Source organism: Nitrosomonas communis (assembly GCF_001007935.1).
In the GTDB taxonomy this organism is placed as follows: domain Bacteria; phylum Pseudomonadota; class Gammaproteobacteria; order Burkholderiales; family Nitrosomonadaceae; genus Nitrosomonas; species Nitrosomonas communis.
The window spans coordinates 2686665-2703671 of the sequence record NZ_CP011451.1 but is presented as its reverse complement, the minus strand read 5'-3'; the positions used below and the strand labels follow the sequence as shown (position 1 = coordinate 2703671).

Below are 17007 nucleotides of genomic sequence, written 5' to 3'. Positions count from 1 at the left end.
AATGACCATTCTACACCAAAAAACCCATAATCCTATTTCATGCTCCTTTATTGAAAAGTGCCGCAAGTGTGCTCGTTTGGCGGAATTTCTAGATACCGTCAGAATCCAATATCCGGCTTACCATGCCAAACCCGTATCTGCATTTGGTGATTTATCCGCTAAACTATTAATCATCGGTCTTGCGCCTGGTATGCATGGTGCAAACCGGACGGGTAGACCATTTACCGGGGATTTTGCCGGTATTTTGCTGTACCAGACGCTCTACAAATTTGGCCTGGCCAGTCACGCCACGTCTGTTTCGGTCGAAGATGATTTACGTCTGTTCCAATGTCGCATTACCAATGCTGTTAAATGTCTGCCACCTGCCAACAAACCGCAACCAAGCGAAATAAGGCAATGTAATACCTATTTAGCAGACGAAATAGCAGATTTTATTGCGCACGGCGGACAAGGCATACTGGCGCTGGGTAATGTAGCTCATCAAGCTGGGTTGATGGCGTTAGGGCTTAAAATGAAAAGCTTTGCTTTTAAGCATGGCGCGCGCTATCACTTACCCAATGGATTAAGACTGTATGACAGCTATCATTGTAGTCGTTACAATACGCAAACTAAACGCTTGACACACGAAATGTTCGAGCAAATCATTGCTAGAATTTGTGCAGATCTGGCGTTAATAACCTGATCAATTTTTGGGAGAGAGCAAAATGCCTTATGTGAATATCCGTATTGCTGGCACGTGGAGTCATGAACAGAAGAAACAGATTGCCGAGGAAATTACCGATACCTTAGAAAGAGTAGGAAACAAACCCAAATCCTATACCTATATTTCTTTTGATGAAATTCCCCATGAAAATTGGGCGATTGGCGGGACATTGCTCGGCGAAAAGGAATAAAAAAAGGAATAATTACTTTGTTAGCAGTAGCATTTGACGGCAAGGTTTTTTCATCAAACTTGCCCAGCCTGCCGGGTGTATATCGCATGCTGAATGCAGTAGGGGAAGTCATTTATGTCGGCAAAGCGATTGACCTGAAGAAGCGCGTATCCTCTTATTTCCAGAAATCCAACCTGAGTCCGCGTATACAGCTCATGGTATCGCAAATTGCAGGGATTGAAACGACGGTTACACGCTCCGAGGCTGAAGCGCTACTGCTCGAGAATAACCTCATCAAGAGTCTTGCACCTCGCTACAACATATTATTCAGAGATGACAAGTCCTATCCGTATTTAATGCTAAGTCAGCATACTTATCCACGCTTAGCTTTTTATCGGGGTGCGTTGGATAATCAGCATCAGTATTTCGGTCCTTTTCCCAATACGGGTGTTGTCAGAGAGAGCATTCATCTTTTGCAAAAAGTATTTCGTTTGCGTACCTGTGAAGATAGTGTCTTCAATCATCGTACTCGACCTTGTTTACTTTATCAGATCAAGCGTTGTAGCGGGCCCTGCGTTCACCTCATTTCACCAGAGGAGTATCATAAAGATACCAAAAGTGCCTCACTTTTTTTACAAGGCAAACAAAATGAAGTATTGAAAGATATCGCTGAAAAAATGCAAGCAGCTTCTGATCGAATGGACTATGAGCAGGCTGCGATGTTTCGTGATCAAATGCAGGCGCTGCGAAAAATACAGGAAAAACAATTTGTTGAGAGCGGGAAAGCGCTGGATGCAGATGTCATTGCTTGTGCTTCCCTGCAGGATGGTATAGAAAGATTCTGCGTGAATCTAGTCATGATCAGAGGCGGGCGGCACCTGGGGGATAAGAGTTTTTTTCCACAAAATGTGCAAGGATATAAAATTGCTGATGTGTTAGAGGCATTTATCGCACAACATTATCTCAATCGACATGTTCCATCTTTGATTATTATTGGTGAAAAAATTCGGCTGGATATTCTGCAGCCTTTGTTGAGCGAGCAGGCTGGCCGTAAGATAACCATCGTTCTTAATCCAGTCGGTGAACGGCGTGTATGGCTCAATATGGCGACCGAAAATGCACGGTTGGCATTACAGCAAATGCTGCTAAGACAGGCGAGCCAGGAAGAGCGGTTACAGGCTTTACAACAGGCTCTGAATTTGCCTAATCTTAGTCGTATCGAATGTTTCGATATCAGCCATACGATGGGTGAAGCAACGGTGGCGTCCTGTGTGGTTTATGATAATTTTTCATTACGTAATAATGAATATCGTCGCTACAATATTACTGACATCGCGCCTGGCGATGATTATGGCGCAATGCGCCAGGTGCTGTTGAGACGCTATAGCAAAATAGCTGAAGAGGAGGGCAAGTTGCCTGATCTGATTCTGATTGATGGTGGAAAAGGGCAGGTCAGTGCAGCTCAGGAAATATTGATTGAGCTGGGCCTTAATGATATTCCTTTTGTTGGGGTGGCTAAAGGGGAAGGACGTAAACCCGGGCTGGAGCAATTGATTTTCCCATCCACTGAAAAGCCGTTAAAATTGCCAGCAGATCATGCTGGTTTGCATCTCATCCAGCAGATTCGTGATGAAGCACATCGTTTCGCGATTCAGGGGCATCGCGCCAGGCGTAATAAATCACGTACGCTCTCCAGTCTTGAGCAGATTGCTGGTATCGGTGCCAAACGGCGTCAAAGCTTGTTAGGGCGATTTGGCGGATTAAAGGGTGTACTGAGCGCAAGTATTGAAGAATTACAGCAGGCGGAGGGGATCAGCCGAGCGCTGGCAGAGAAAATTTATCGGGAACTGCATTAAATCTACCCAAAAATTAAATAGCAACGATGGGATTGCCGTACTGCATTAATAACAAAAATAACAAATTCAACATTTAATACTACAATGCCAATGAATCTTCCTAATCTGCTGACATGGTTGCGGATACTCGCAATCCCTATATTTGTCGGGATTTTTTACTTACCTCCGAGCTGGTTATCACCCTTAGGGCAGAACCTGGTCGCCACCATCATTTTTAGCGGGGCGGCGATTACTGATTGGCTGGATGGTTATTTGGCCCGTACCCTTAATCAAACCTCAGCTTTTGGCGCTTTTCTTGATCCGGTCGCTGATAAATTGATGGTAGCCGCCGCTTTGATTGTGCTGGTACATTTAGAAAGGCTGGATGCGCCGATCGCACTGATTATCATTGGTCGTGAAATTACTGTGTCGGCCTTACGCGAATGGATGGCGCAAATTGGTAAAGCCAAAAGTGTCGCAGTGTCTTTTTTGGGGAAAATAAAAACGGCCTCACAAATGATGGCTATTCCCTTATTGCTTTATCATGACACAATAGAAGGTTATTTTAATCCTCAGATAGTCGGGACCTGGTTGATTTATCTGGCGGCAATCTTAACATTATGGTCAATGATTTATTATTTAAAAGCAGCCATTCCACAAGCACTCCAGAACCCATAGTTTTTTCGCATAACAGCGAGTTGGACTCCCTATCTGTCTTTGCTTATATTGCCTATCTCCAAAAAGTGCTTTTAAAACTCCCTTTCTCATGACCAACACGCACGATATCTTCCTGAGTTATAGCCACAACGACGCAGAGGCAGCGGCTCAGCTGCATGAGTGGTTGAAGCAGGAGGGTTTCACGGTATTCTACGATAAAAAGCAGATTCAGGAGGGTGAAGTATGGCTCGACCGGCTGCAGCATGCGGTGGACGCCTGCGGCAGTTTCGTCGTTTTGGTTGGTCGTGGTGGCGTAGGGCGATGGGTCGGTGCGGAAACGCAGGCTGCGCTCAGTCGCTATTTTGGCCCCCCGTGATGAGACCTAAACGCCTACCCATCTTTCCGATTCTACTCGGTAATACTGCAACAGACACGTTGCCAGCTTTCTTACGCCTGTTCCAGGATACGCCGTGGAATGGCAGTGATCCGCTGCCCATGACGCTGCTTGAACAGATTCGCCATCGCACCTTCCTTATCAATAAGACGCTGGTTTTCGAAGGACGACCGTTCGTAGGACTTGCTGCCTATCGTGTCGACCAAGCCCAGTTATTCTTCGGACGCCAGCGGGAAACGCTGGCCGCGTTGAGTTATTTTGGTCCCCGCAGAGGTCTCCCGTCGGTGCGCTCGCTGGAAATCAGCGGTAACAGTGGCTCGGGTAAATCTTCGCTCATGAACGCGGGATTGCCACCCTTGATTGACCATGGCTGGTTATTTTCACGGACCGGATATGAGCAATGGCAGCGCATCGGACCAAAAACATCAGGCGAGCATCCAGTCATCATACCGATGATGCCTGGCCAATCACCCCTGCGTATGTTGGCAAAACAACTTGCCGTCACCTTCAGTGTGGAAATGACCGATATGCGCACGCGTCTGGAAAAAGGTGATGAGCACACCCTATCAAAGTGGCTGCGCAGCCGCAAGCGGGAGGATACGGCTTTTTTGCTTGCGATCGATAAATTTGAAGAATTATTCACCTTTGCTGAGATGCGGAAGAGCGCAAGCGATTTGACCGCTTGCTGGCGGCTTCCCTCGCTGACGCCGACTATCCTCTGTATGTCATTTCTACCCTCCGTACTGATTTTCTAGGGTCTGTTGACGTTTTAAGATAAGTGTTTCATAGATAAAAACAAACTCGTAATATCAGGTTTTCTATACCACCAACGGATTGGGGTTTGTATAGATACCGGCATTTGGTGGAGAATGCTATTGCCCGGCTAAAGCAGTACCAGGCAATAGCGACACGATACGACAAGCTGAACGAAATTACGAGAGTATGGTAGCCATAGCGTGTGGATATCTGTGGTTACCTATGTGAAATGTCAACAGGCCCTAGACCGATTTGAGACGGATCTGCCGCGGCTCAATGCCGTGCGTGGGCGCATCAGCTACTCCTGGCCGCTGCCACAATTAGATGAGAACGGGTTACGTGAGGTGATCAAGGGGCCCGCGCGTTTGGTTGATTTGGACGTAAGTGAAATCAAAGAAGTGATGGTGTAGCAAGCCAAGCATGCGACGAGCCAGGCGTCTTACCATTGATTGAGAATGCACTGGACTGGCTGTGGGAAAAGCGGGATAAATATTCGCAGAGCGGTAAGGCACGCCTGAGTAGCCGATTATTCAGCACACAAGGCGAGCTGGCCGGTATTCTCAGCCAGAATGCGGATGATCTGCTTAAAAGCCTGGGCAGAGAGCGTGAGCAGGCGCTGAAGCTGCTTGTTTGAGCTGGTCAAGGTTGATCCTGATGGGAGGCGTCATGCGCGTCGGCGTATTCCCCTGGCAGAGGCAGTAAAAATAGCATGTGGCAGGCGCGGGAACAAGAGCTGGTCAATCGCTTGGCTGGACAGCGTACACAAACAGGCGCTAAACAACAGAGGTCGCTGCGGCTGATCAAAGTGACTGAAGAGGCAGAGGCGGGCAATCCAGGGCAGAACAAGGTGAGGTGGGTCAATTTGATTCATGAGACGCTGATCCACAGTAAAAATACCAGTGGCGAGGGTAATCCGCCACCCTATTGGCCGACACTGTGGCAGTACATCGAGCAACATAAAGAGCAGGCCGCGCAACACGAGCATCTCGCGCGGTGCACAGTGAACAGCAACCCAGTGCAGCAGTGTTCAGTCAGCATCGCCGCGAACAGTTATTCATCGATGGGGGAGGAACACAACACTCGAAAGCCGATAAAGCTGAAACGGAGAACGGGAATGTCGAAGTCGCGTGAGACCGAGCGCGCGTTGAATGGATTGTTGTACCAGGAACCACCGCGCAAAACGCGGTCCACGTTGATATCCAGCGAAACATTGCTTGGCTGATTATGAGTATTTAGGCACCACTCGCAGATGTTACCTGCCATATCGTCTACTCCGAACAGGCTGCGCCCCAACGGGTACAAGCCTACTGCGACGGTGCGTCGAATCCCCGCATCACCGCTATTGGCGCGCGCCAAATTCCAGTCGCCCGGCCAAGGGTAATCCTGTTGCGTATCGCCGACCGCAGCCCATTGCCATTCCCATTCTGTCGGCAATCGAATATCCAGACTGAGTTTTACGCTCAACCAGCGGCAGTAGGCCAACGCATCGTACCAGGAAACATTGATAGCGGGGTAATTGGCAAATGACCAGAGCCGTTGGCCAGGTTGGTCTTCTCTCGGTCGACCTTCCCACCACGCAGAGTTGCAGTAGCCATCGTCTGCGTCAAGAAAGGTACCATACTGGGTCCAGGTGATGGGATAGCGGGCGAGGCGAAAGCGTGGCACTTGGAAGTGATCCTTGGATTCGGTTTCTAGTGTGACTTCACCCGGTAGTATATCGATCCAGACGATGTCGGGCAGCCCGTTCGCGTCGAGACCAATCCCTCTTCGCGGATCGCCCAGTTGATTAAGGCGCAGGCCAATCTCTTCCCGCCGTTGATGTGGCGTGTCGTCGGCGCTGAGCTCATCGAGCAGCACCAGCGGTTCCGGATAAAGAAAACCTCGCAGAGGCTCAGATAGCCGCGGCTCAAGAATGCGCCAGGTGGCGATGCCCGAATCGGGGAAATCCGGGTCAGATGCAGGCGGAGGAAGGTGGTTCAGCTTGAGCAATGCTTCGATTGCAGGTTTCTGCCGTTCCCAACTCCACTTCAATATGGATAAATGCTGGTTTCTATCCCATTCCCGTGCCGCTTGTTCGGCGTGACGGCGCAAGGAAAAGTCTCCGGCATAGCGACTGTACCAGTCCTTGAAGCGTTGCCAATGGCTGAACACCGCTTCATGCCCGACCTCGTAGATCGCTGACTGATCGCTGTTGCCTTTACAGCTAACCAGAATCCGTTGGTCGACCAGATGTCGGACCAAGATTAATGCGGTTTCGGAGAGTTCATCCTGGGTAGCGCGACGGCGTACCACTGCCATCGCTTCGCTCTCTTCATCACTCCGCTGCTCAATACTGGCGATGGCTAGAAACAGTCTGGAGAAGGTTTCTTCGTCCAGGCTTCTGCCGTTTTCTGCTAATGTGTTCTCTGCATTTTTAACCGCATCTTCGGCCAAACGATCAATCGCGCCAGCCACCCCGCCAATAGCCGAATAAGCGTCTTCGGTCAACGTGCTGTCTGTTTTCCTGTCATACAATTGGGACAAGGCGAATTCTGCCAATGCCAGGGCGCCCGGTGCCGTGCCGGTGTCTTGCAGAATGCGCTGTACCAGGCGCGGCGAAATGGTGAGCCCTGCAGCCTGTGCTGGGCCACCGATCATCTTCTCCAGCGCTGCCTGCCCCGGCACGCCTACCGGGAAATGCCCTGAGCGCAGCAGCGCAAGCATGGTTTCATCCTGCGGCCATTGACTATAAAAGTCGGATCGCATGGCAATGACCACACGCAGCAGTGGGCAAGATACCGCGGTTGTGAGTAACTGAAAGAAGGCATTGCGCGCATGACTGTCCACCTTGGCCGCAAACACTTCTTCGAATTGATCGATGAACAGCAGGAACTGAGTCACTATACTATCTTGCCCCAGTGAATCACTCGCCACCATGGCAATGTCTGTGGGTTTGCCGCGCAGTCGCCGCGCCAAATCCGATACGCGCCAACCTCGATCTGGGAACGCTTTGCTCAAAGCGAAGGCCAGTGGCTGAAACGGATCGTTGCCCAGCTCGCGCGGGGAAAAGCTGGCCGACAACCAGCGAACGCTATTTACAGCTGGGCTTGTTGTCAGGGCCGGAATCAGCCCTGCGTAAACCAGTGAGGATTTACCCGAACCTGAAGGGCCGATTACGGCGAGAAAGCGCTCATTATGTGCGAGCAGACGTTCGAGTAACGCTTCTTTCTCCACATCTCGACCAAAGAAGCGATCCGATTCGGTGGACAGAAAAGCGCACAGACTTGGATATGGGCGACCTTCGATGGGTTTGGGAAGCGGTTTGCCATGCCGTTCGAAATACTTGTTGCGGGCCTTCTCAACTTTATATTTTAATTCCTCTGAGGTCTTGAACAATGCTCCGCGAGGTGCATCATCGCTGCCGTTACTGATAAGCTGTCTGAACGCGTCGATTAGTTTCGGATCATGCTCGCCGGTACCCGCATCGCTGAACGGCAACGTGATCACAGCATCATCCTTGATGAATACCAGAGTCGGAAATTTGCATTGCCTTGCTTGGTTGTACTCGAGCTCGGTGATGGAAAGTGATTCTCCAGGAGGAATAAACCCATAGCGTCGACCGACAAGACCGATGTGTAGATCACACTCGGCTACATCTGCGAGACAACTGTCGCGCACGCTACGCTTGTCGGCGGTATAGCTTTCGACGACCGTGCATTCACCACCCAGCGCCTCCTTGACCGCTGTCGCTCTGCGCCAAGATCATTTAATGTTGAGGAAAGATAGATTTTCATAATCTAAATATTCTTGTCTGTATGGGATAAAAGCAAGAATTGAGCAGTCTGTTGGTAAAGGAAAATACGCTTTTTCATATCGAATGAATGAACTCTTCTGGATAATCTGCCAATAGTTGGAAATTTTAGATCCTTTCTCCCCTTCAAAACAAATTGAACCCATTTAAAATAAGCTTTTCTTAGAAAGCTGTTCCTCAAAGAATATTGGGCTCGTATAAAGAAACAGAAACGTTTCCAGCGTTACATTTTTGTCATCCTTGCGGGGTATGATCATTTTTAATCACTTGATAAGGTTGTGTTTTGAATAGAAGAACTGAAGATATTCTCCAAGCAGGCAGTAGTTCTGATCTAGTCGAATGTGGAGTTATCCCGCATCAGGTTCCTTTACGAGAACGAGCCATTCTCGTGGTATTAGCCAGCGTACATTTCATTCATATCATGGATTTCATGATGATGCTGCCATTGGGCCCGCAATTCATGAAGTTGTTTGATATTACCCCGCAACAATTCGGGTTGCTCATTTCAGCCTATGCCTTCAGTGCAGGTGTGTGCAGCTTCTTCGTCTCATTTTTCATTGATCGGTTTGATCGTAAGCACGTATTGATTCTTCTCTGCGCTGGCATGGGGATAGCTACACTGATCTGTGCGTTAGCAAACGATTACACTATGCTCTTACTTGGACGTATGGTGGCAGGCGGTTTTAGTGGGATGCTGAGTGCTATTATCTTCGCAATTATAGCGGATATTATTCCCGAATATCGGCGGGGGGTGGCGACAGGTACTGTCATGTCTGCTTTCTCAATCGTGGCCGTGGTAGGCATGCCGATAGGAATGTTGCTTGTTAATCTAGTCGATTGGCGCGCACCGTTTTATCTCCTGAGCGCCGTGAGCAGTTTAATGATAATCATCGCGCTCCGTGTGCTTCCGTCATTACGTGATCATCTGATTCATCATCAGGAACGCCACCCCTTTCAGCAGTTACGCGCAATCTTTTGGGTACGAAATCATCTTTATGCCTTTGCTTTAATTGCCATGTTGATGTTTGCCGGATTTTGTGTAAGCCCTTTCATTAGCACGTATATGGTGATCAATGTCGGAATGGCAGAAATTGATTTGCCTTATCTATATTTTTTTGGTGGACTGGCAACATTTTTTGCTGCGCGCATTCTTGGGAGGCTTGCTGATCTTCACGGCAAAAGAAAAACATTTGGTGTGACTGCCGCACTGTCTGTTTTCCCAATTCTGCTGCTGACCCATTTATCATCGGTTCCGACAGTCTTTGCTGTAGGGATTAGCACATTATTCATGATGCTGGTTTCTGGGCGGTTTGTTCCTGCCATGGCGTTGGTGACTGCAAGCGTGACCCCTCGTTTGCGCGGCAGTTTTTTGAGTTTTAATACCTCGGTTCAACAGTTATCAGCAGGTTTAGCTTCATTACTGACTGGTTCTATTATGGGCATTTCGGCAAATGGTGCGTTGACTCATTATGATTCAGTAGGAATCATTGCATCCATTGCGACCATACTGAGTATTTTACTGGCTGTTAAAGTGGATAGTTATCAAGAATGAGGGCGCGTTCTGCTTCAGATGAGTGGATCTCGGGTTTTCTGCAAATTTCACCAATGTTTGAACCACTGCGTGAAGCAGGAAAATTGTTCGATAATTATAATCAGTGGCCTGACATCGAAAATCTGAATCACTTGAATACCCATCCAATGGGAAAAATAATTACAAAATCAGGTAAAAGCATCCGTTTTGTCTCTCAAGCAAAAACAAATCACGAATTCGTGCAACAATATGAACCTAGGATCTATCTAACAGGAGAAATACAAACTCGTGCGCATAATTGGCATGATCTATTCAATGCGCTGGTTTGGGTAACTTATCCCCGTTCTAAAGCAGCCTTGAATCAGTTGCATTATCATGCCTTGTTAGAAGAAAGGGAACATAATCAGGTAACGCGCAGTTCTTTGCGTGATGCTGCTACACTCATTGATGAATCTGGGGTAATCGTGGTGAGTAGTAACGATTATTTGATTGAACTTTTGAAAAATTTTGCTTGGAAAACGTTGTTCTGGTACCAGCGCGCCGCAGTGTTGGCGCAAATGAAATTTTTTTTGTTTGGTCATGGGCTGTATGAAAAAGCGCTGCACCCTTACCTCGGCATGACAGGAAAAGGTTTCCTCTTTCAGGTGAGTGAAGTTTTCTTTAATCAGCGTCTGATTAATCAGATTGCCATGATGGATAGATGGCTGGAAGATTATTTAACACGCGAGTGTTTGACATCGGCTGATTTAGTGCCCGTACCTGTGTTAGGGTATCCAGGTTGGTCACCAGATAATAGCGATTCATCTTACTATGATAACCAGCGTTACTTTCGTCCACGAAAGATGAAAAATACATCATGATCGATCGGTTTTTCTTGAATATATTTTGTAATGATTTTTCTTGAGAACTTATTCCATTTCTAAATTAAAACTGACTTTGTTGGCTTCGCCTTCCCGTATATTGATACTGCCTGCGGCTCGCCTTCGCGTCATTTTTGATTAGGAAATGGAATCCTAAAGGAGGTTGTAATGACAGATATTGCCGGATTATTAGGAGAGGAAGCAGACAAACTTCTCAATCACGTATGTCAGGGTATTCCTAAGGCAGGATTACATGTTCCTGGGCCCGATTTTGTCGATCGAGTAGTGGCAGGAAGTGACCGCAAACCAAGTGTGTTACGGAATCTTCAAACTTTATTCAATCATGGTCGCTTGGCTGGGGCAGGTTATTTATCTCTTTTACCAGTCGATCAGGGGGTGGAGCATTCAGCAGGCGCTTCGTTTGCACCTAATCCGATGTTCTTCGATCCGGAAAATATCGTCCGGCTGGCGATTGAAGGCGGCTGTAATGGCGTTGCTTCCACGCTGGGAGTATTGGGCATGGTGGCACGACGTTATGCGCATAAAATTCCTTTTATTCTTAAAATCAATCACAACGAATTACTGACTTACCCGAATAAGTATGATCAAACTTTGTTTGCCAGTGTCGATCAGGCATTTGACATGGGAGCCTGTGCGGTTGGGGCGACGGTATTTTTTGGCTCGGAGGAATCACGTCGCCAGATACAGGAAATTTCCGAAGCATTCGCCCATGCACATGATCTAGGGATGGTGACGATTCTCTGGGCTTATACGCGCAATGTTGCTTTCAAGACTGCAGAAAAGGATTATCACGTTAGTGCCGATCTGACAGGACAAGCTAACCATCTTGCCGTAACGATAGAAGCTGATATTGTGAAACAGAAAATGGCAGAAAATAATGGGGGTTTCAAAGCACTTAACTTTGGTAAGACGGATGCTAAGGTGTACAGCGAGCTGACCAGTGATCATCCGATCGATCGCGTGCGCTATCAGGTAGCCAACTGCTATATGGGACGCGTCGGGATGATTAATTCAGGAGGCGCATCGGGTAAGGATGATTTACATCAGGCAGTGCGAACGGCGGTAATTAATAAACGAGCGGGTGGGATGGGGCTCATTTCCGGACGCAAGGCTTTCCAGAAACCTTTTGAAGAAGGGGTCAAATTATTGAATGCCATCCAGGATGTGTATCTTTCCAAAGAAGTGACGGTTGCCTGAGAGATTTTAAGGAATAAGACATGTCTACTAACCACCATATTCAAGACCGGGCGGTGGGGGCCGTTATGGGCGCATTCATTGGTGATGCGCTAGGTGTGGGCCCTCATTGGTACTATAATCTCAACGAACTTCATCGCGATTATGGAGATTGGATTAGCGACTATACTGATCCCAAACCTAATCGCTATCATGCTGCATGCAAAGCCGGCCAGTTATCCCAGGCGGGATTTATTCTGGCGCTTACCCTTCGTTCACTTGTTGAGTGTGGAGAATATGATCAAGATGACTTCTGCCGGCGGCTGGACGAAGATCTTTTTCCGCTGCTCGACGGTACTCCCGTGAGCGGGCCTGGGGGTTACACCAGCCAGTCAATTCGTGAAGCATGGAGGCGCCGCGTGCAGCAGCAGCTACCATGGGGACAAACCGGTAGTCATGCCGATACGACCGAGGCAATTGAACGTACCCTGGCGATAGCCGTGCGTTACGCATTCCAGCCAACTCAGCTTGCTGCCGCTATCACCAGCAACACCATGCTGACCCAGATTGACCATACTGTTGTTTCGATGACGGTAGCCTACGGTGCAGTGCTGGCGCTTTTAGTTCAAGGGCATCCTCTAGATATCGAATTGTCAGGAAAACTCATGGGCTTAGTAAAAGATGATAAGTTACCTTTTCATGCTGTGACTCTGGATGATTTACAACCTCCACGCCCTGGTGACCCTGATCCTCCTCGAGCTGGCCGCTTTGCTTCGCCCGATGCATTACTTACACCTTCCTATATGGCAGCCGCCGTAGCAGATCCGGCGATTCCGATAGAACCGGCCTGGAAAGTATCCCTTGTCTATGGCATGCCATGTGCTATTTATCATCAGTTACCGGCTGCTTACTACTTGGCAGCCCGGTTTCACAATGATTTTGAATCAGCGGTGCTCCATGCGATTAATGGGGGTGGACAAAACCAAGCACGCGCGATTCTTACGGGCGCACTCACCGGTGCACAAACCGGTTTATCTGGCATTCCCCAGCGCTTTATCGATGGACTTGAAGGGGGTGCTGATCTTGTAAAGTTGGCTGGAGAACTGGCTTCAAAAGTAAAAGAGCTCTGAAATACGTGACGATAATGATGACTTGACCATTTGCTAGATAGAAGAATGAGTTGGTGAACTATTGCAGCTACTATGAACTCTCTGCAATATTTCTATGTGGTTTCGGTATAATATCGCTTTGCAAAGGATCGTTAACATGCGACTGATTCAGAAAGCTCTTACTTTTGATGATGTTTTACTCATCCCTGCTCATTCAGCAGTTCTACCCAGAAATGTAGATTTAACTACACGTCTCACCCGCAATATTACGCTCAAGATTCCACTAGTGGCGGCAGCCATGGATACTGTTACTGAAGCAAGATTAGCTATTGCCATTGCTCAGGAAGGAGGTATTGGCTTTATTCATAAGAATATGTCAATAAAAGCACAAGCCGCGCACGTTGCTAAAGTCAAGCGCTTTGAAAGTGGTGTGGTGACAGATCCTATCACCATCCCTCCGCATATGACCGTGCGAGGAGTGCTTGAGTTAATTCAACAACACAAGATATCTGGCTTACCTGTGGTTGAAGGATCCAAAGTCGTGGGCATTGTGACTAACCGTGATCTCCGCTTTGAAACCAATCTGGATCAGCCGATCAAAAATATCATGACTCCTAAAAAACGGTTGGTGACAGTAAAAGAAGGCGCTTCCCGTGAAGAAGCCCTGGCTTTGCTACATAAGCATCGGCTGGAAAGAGTTTTGGTGATAAATGATGAATTTGAGTTACGTGGTCTGATTACTGTCAAAGACATTACTAAAACAACAGAACATCCTTATGCCACTACGGATGATCAGGAGAGATTGCGTGTCGGTGCAGCTATCGGAGTAGGTGAAGGGAGTTACGAACGAGCAGAGGCACTTATTGAAGCTGGAGTAGATGTTTTAGTAGTCGATACCGCACATGGGCATTCGCAGAGTGTGCTCGATCAGGTGCGGTGGGTTAAGGACCATTTTCCAGAAATCCAGGTCGTTGGTGGTAATATTGCGACTGCGGCAGCAGCCAAAGCGCTGGTTGATAGCGGGGCAGATGCCCTGAAAATTGGCATTGGCCCTGGCTCCATCTGTACCACCAGAATTGTTGCGGGAGTGGGCGTGCCACAGATCACAGCCATTGAGAATGTCACCCAAGCATTGGAAGGAACAGGCGTGCCCGCAATAGCCGATGGGGGTATTCGTTATTCAGGTGATATTGCCAAAGCGATTGCAGCGGGAGCAAGCACTGTTATGTTAGGTGGGTTGTTCGCTGGCACAGAAGAAGCACCTGGCGAAATAGAATTGTTTCAAGGAAGATCATATAAGAGCTACCGGGGTATGGGTTCGCTGTCTGCAATGCAGCAAGGATCAAGTGATCGTTATTTTCAGGATAGTAAGCTCCAAGATACCAATAAACTCGTCCCGGAAGGCGTGGAGGGGCGTGTGCCATACAAAGGATCAATCACCGCTGTTATTCACCAGTTAGTAGGAGGTGTACGCTCGAGTATGGGCTATCTGGGCTGTAGTACCATTGAAGAAATCCATGCTAAAGCTGAGTTTATTGAAATCACCTCTGCGGGCATACGTGAATCTCACGTTCATGATGTGCAGATTACCAAAGAAGCCCCTAATTACCAAGTCGAATAAAAGCAAATTTTCTTATGCATCAAAAAATCCTTATTCTGGATTTTGGCTCCCAATATACTCAGTTAATTGCTCGTCGTATTCGAGAAACAAATGTTTATTGTGAGCTACATCCCTATGATGTCACGCCGCAGTTTATTAAAGATTTTTCTCCGATTGGCATTATTCTGTCAGGTGGGCCGGCCTCAGCCTTTATTGAAGATACGCCGCGTGCGCCACAAATCGTTTTCGAGTTGGGTATTCCTGTGTTGGGCATCTGCTATGGTATGCAGGTAATGGCTGCCCAATTGGGTGGAAAGGTAGAAGGCGCGAAAAAGCGTGAGTTTGGCTATGCTGAATTATATCGGCAGGATTGCAAACTCTTTGGCGAAATGAGCGATCGCATAAGTGTTGAAGGGCAAGCAGTTCTTGATGTATGGATGAGTCATGGTGATAGCGTGGTGGGACTGCCTGCTGGCTTTAAAGTCATCGCGAGTAATGCAGCAACGCCGATTGCGGCAATGGCCGATGAGGCGCGGCAATTTTACGGCTTACAATTCCATCCGGAAGTAACCCATACCTTGCAAGGGAAGGTGATTATTGAGCACTTCGTTCATGACATTTGCGCAGCTGGCTATGATTGGAATATGCCCGATTATGTCGAAGAATCCATTAGCAGAATTCAAGCTAAGGTTGGCAAGGACAAAGTCATTCTGGGCTTATCAGGCGGCGTGGATTCTTCTGTTGCCGCTGTGCTGATCCATCGGGCAATTGGGGATCAACTTACCTGTGTATTTGTCGATAATGGCTTATTACGCCAACAGGAAGCTGAACAGGTAATGGAAGTATTTGCCAATCATCTTCATGTAAAGGTCATTCACATTGATGCAAGCAAACAATTCCTGCAGTATTTACAGGGTGTCACTGATCCTGAGCAAAAACGCCGCATTATAGGCAGGGAATTTGTCGAGATTTTTCAGCAGGAATCAGCAAAGATTACCGATGCCAAATGGCTGGCACAAGGGACTATTTATCCAGATGTGATTGAATCTGCGAGCAGTAAAACCCAGAAAGCGCATATGATTAAGTCTCACCACAATGTCGGCGGGCTCCCCGACACATTGCATCTTAAATTACTTGAGCCACTGCGTGAGTTATTTAAGGATGAGGTCCGTGAACTAGGTTTGGTACTTGGATTACCCCATGATATGGTTTTTCGCCATCCCTTTCCTGGGCCTGGGCTGGGAGTCAGAATTTTAGGCGAAGTAAAACAGGAATATGCCGAGCTATTGCGCCAGGCAGATGCCATTTTTATAGAGGAGCTCAAAGCTTCTGGCTGGTATGAGCGAACCTCTCAGGCTTTTGCAGTATTTTTACCTATAAAATCAGTAGGCGTAATGGGTGATGGTCGAAGCTATGAGTATGTTATCGCCTTGCGTGCCATCCAAACTCAGGATTTCATGACCGCTCACTGGGCAGAATTACCTTATACCTTGCTAGGTAAAGTTTCCAACCGAATTATCAATGAGGTGCGGGGCATTAACCGCGTGGTCTATGATATCTCGGGTAAGCCACCTGCGACGATTGAATGGGAGTGATCCCATATCTTGCAGTGCCCGGCAGACTGTGGAAATAAAGCCGCAAAAAACCCTGAGAAATCAGGGTTTTTTGCTTTTACGTCTGGCAGTAACTAGCACACCAATGAATCCATAAGCGGGATATTTTTGCTGGTTTCGTTGCTGGTATCGTAAATTGTTGATACCATAAAAATGCATAGATACCATCAACAGTAATTAGTATTAATGATGGCATTTATTTTTTTAAGTGATTGTATTTTAATATAAATATTAGACAAAAAACAGCATTTATAATCATGGTATCAAAACAACAAAAATATGCTTACAGACACAAAACTGAAAAACCTCAAGGCGAAAGAAAAAGCATACAAAGTAACTGACCGAGATGATCTCTATGTAACGGTTTTGACGACCAAAACAGTCTCATTTAGATATTGATGTGGCCATACCAAGATGTATACTCACGAAGGGCTTCCGTCAGCTTTATTGGCAAGATCTTTGCTATTTCTCTTTACAAAATAATAAACCGCTATTGCCCCATTATTTGGAACTCGTACAAGAATTAATTGCCTTTAGGTTACCTGCGCTGATTTTGCAACGCATCAGAATTTCTTCTGAACTTCGGTCTTAATTCACTGTTCTACTATTTATAAAGTTTAAGTATTTATATAAGCTGATAGATAAGCGTAACGATTTTTATCTACCCAATTGAAGAGTAAACAAAGTTATCGTCCAGTTAAAATCTTTGTCATTTTAAATTTTAAGCCATATGTATTCAATAAAAGAATTGAAATCTAATTGTCAATCCACGTTATGTTTTCATAATTTTTCGTGT

General features: G+C 47.2%; 15 protein-coding genes and 3 pseudogenes. 15 read left to right on the top strand and 3 right to left on the bottom strand.

Annotation, left to right across the window (positions count from 1 at the left end):
- The first annotated feature begins 1 nt into the window (after position 1).
- The 9 genes and pseudogenes from AAW31_RS12350 to AAW31_RS12315 all read left to right on the top strand — a co-directional run.
- Positions 2 to 682: a uracil-DNA glycosylase gene (locus AAW31_RS12350; protein WP_046850459.1), complete on the top strand. Its 681-nt coding sequence runs from the start codon at positions 2 to 4 to the stop codon at positions 680 to 682.
- Positions 683 to 704: 22 nt separating this feature from the next.
- Positions 705 to 893 carry a tautomerase family protein gene (locus tag AAW31_RS12345; RefSeq protein ID WP_046850458.1) on the top strand — a complete coding sequence of 63 codons (189 nt, stop codon included), beginning with the start codon at positions 705 to 707 and terminating at the stop codon, positions 891 to 893.
- Positions 894 to 910: 17 nt separating this feature from the next.
- Positions 911 to 2728, top strand: a complete 1818-nt coding sequence (gene uvrC / locus AAW31_RS12340) for an excinuclease ABC subunit UvrC (protein WP_046850457.1) — start codon at positions 911 to 913, stop codon at positions 2726 to 2728.
- 84 nt (positions 2729 to 2812) lie between these two features.
- On the top strand, positions 2813 to 3385 hold the full coding sequence (gene pgsA / locus AAW31_RS12335) for a CDP-diacylglycerol--glycerol-3-phosphate 3-phosphatidyltransferase (RefSeq protein ID WP_046850456.1): 573 nt from the start codon (positions 2813 to 2815) through the stop codon (positions 3383 to 3385).
- 88 nt (positions 3386 to 3473) lie between these two features.
- Positions 3474 to 3740 carry a toll/interleukin-1 receptor domain-containing protein gene (locus AAW31_RS12330; protein WP_046850455.1) on the top strand — a complete coding sequence of 89 codons (267 nt, stop codon included), beginning with the start codon at positions 3474 to 3476 and terminating at the stop codon, positions 3738 to 3740.
- The gene (locus AAW31_RS12325) at positions 3740 to 4513 is read left to right on the top strand and encodes an nSTAND1 domain-containing NTPase (RefSeq protein ID WP_046850454.1); all 774 of its coding nucleotides are present in this window, start codon (positions 3740 to 3742) and stop codon (positions 4511 to 4513) included. Before AAW31_RS12330 ends, AAW31_RS12325 begins: the two co-directional genes overlap by 1 nt.
- A 77-nt stretch (positions 4514 to 4590) precedes the next feature.
- A pseudogene (locus tag AAW31_RS20015) lies at positions 4591 to 4742 on the top strand (transposase); the annotation flags it as partial.
- On the top strand, positions 4739 to 4924 hold the full coding sequence (locus AAW31_RS12320) for a hypothetical protein (protein WP_082110444.1): 186 nt from the start codon (positions 4739 to 4741) through the stop codon (positions 4922 to 4924). The pseudogene AAW31_RS20015 and the gene AAW31_RS12320, both read left to right, overlap by 4 nt.
- Positions 4925 to 4938: 14 nt before the next feature.
- Positions 4939 to 5148: pseudogene (locus AAW31_RS12315) on the top strand (nSTAND1 domain-containing NTPase); the annotation flags it as partial.
- Positions 5149 to 5178: 30 nt separating this feature from the next.
- On the opposite strand, the gene AAW31_RS12310 reads toward AAW31_RS12315, so the two are convergent.
- From AAW31_RS12310 to AAW31_RS23695, 3 genes and pseudogenes are all read right to left on the bottom strand, one after another.
- Entirely contained in the window at positions 5179 to 5499 is a 321-nt protein-coding gene (locus AAW31_RS12310) for a hypothetical protein (protein ID WP_046850451.1), read from the bottom strand.
- A gap of 65 nt (positions 5500 to 5564) precedes the next feature.
- Complete coding sequence (locus AAW31_RS12305) at positions 5565 to 8000, bottom strand: nSTAND1 domain-containing NTPase (protein WP_144412951.1); 2436 nt, start codon at positions 7998 to 8000, stop codon at positions 5565 to 5567.
- 57 nt (positions 8001 to 8057) lie between these two features.
- A pseudogene (locus tag AAW31_RS23695) lies at positions 8058 to 8222 on the bottom strand (DUF4062 domain-containing protein); the annotation flags it as partial.
- A 365-nt stretch (positions 8223 to 8587) separates the two neighbouring features.
- Here AAW31_RS23695 and AAW31_RS12300 point away from each other — a divergent pair.
- The 6 genes from AAW31_RS12300 to guaA all read left to right on the top strand — a co-directional run bounded on the left by AAW31_RS12300 (position 8588) and on the right by guaA (position 16193).
- Complete coding sequence (locus tag AAW31_RS12300; protein ID WP_052752234.1) at positions 8588 to 9856, top strand: MFS transporter; 1269 nt, start codon at positions 8588 to 8590, stop codon at positions 9854 to 9856.
- A 53-nt stretch (positions 9857 to 9909) separates the two neighbouring features.
- Positions 9910 to 10695 carry a DUF3025 domain-containing protein gene (locus tag AAW31_RS12295; protein WP_235264370.1) on the top strand — a complete coding sequence of 262 codons (786 nt, stop codon included), beginning with the start codon at positions 9910 to 9912 and terminating at the stop codon, positions 10693 to 10695.
- Between the two features lie 168 nt (positions 10696 to 10863).
- The gene (locus AAW31_RS12290; protein WP_046850448.1) at positions 10864 to 11913 is read left to right on the top strand and encodes a class I fructose-bisphosphate aldolase; all 1050 of its coding nucleotides are present in this window, start codon (positions 10864 to 10866) and stop codon (positions 11911 to 11913) included.
- Positions 11914 to 11933: 20 nt separating this feature from the next.
- Complete coding sequence (locus AAW31_RS12285; protein ID WP_046850447.1) at positions 11934 to 13019, top strand: ADP-ribosylglycohydrolase family protein; 1086 nt, start codon at positions 11934 to 11936, stop codon at positions 13017 to 13019.
- A 136-nt stretch (positions 13020 to 13155) separates the two neighbouring features.
- On the top strand, positions 13156 to 14619 hold the full coding sequence (gene guaB / locus AAW31_RS12280) for an IMP dehydrogenase (protein ID WP_046851749.1): 1464 nt from the start codon (positions 13156 to 13158) through the stop codon (positions 14617 to 14619).
- Positions 14620 to 14633: 14 nt separating this feature from the next.
- Positions 14634 to 16193: a glutamine-hydrolyzing GMP synthase gene (gene guaA / locus AAW31_RS12275; RefSeq protein ID WP_046850446.1), complete on the top strand. Its 1560-nt coding sequence runs from the start codon at positions 14634 to 14636 to the stop codon at positions 16191 to 16193.
- Positions 16194 to 17007 lie beyond the last annotated feature (814 nt).